Raw genomic sequence first — 227 nt, 5'->3', positions numbered from 1 at the left:
CGGAAAAGCGGCTCAGCATCGCTATATCTGCCCACCGATCGATACAGTTCTGCGAGGTTGTTCAAGCCGGTGGCGCAGTTGGGATGATCTTCGCCTAGCGATTTGCGCCAAATTTCTGTTGCCTGGCGGAAAAGCGGCTCAGCATCGCTATATCTGCCCATCGATCGATACAGCACTGCGAGGTTGTTCAGGCTAGCGGCGTATTCGGGATGATCTTCGCCTAGCGA

General features: G+C 55.1%; 1 protein-coding gene. It reads right to left on the bottom strand.

The window, feature by feature from the left end; genetic code table 11:
- A partial coding sequence (locus BP727_RS13585; protein WP_342766285.1) for a tetratricopeptide repeat protein occupies positions 1-227 on the bottom strand: 227 nt, incomplete at both ends.

This window comes from Methanosaeta sp. UBA356 (genome assembly GCF_002496465.1).
Lineage (GTDB): Archaea > Halobacteriota > Methanosarcinia > Methanotrichales > Methanotrichaceae > Methanothrix > Methanothrix soehngenii.
This window is presented reverse-complemented; position numbering and strand designations above follow the sequence as displayed.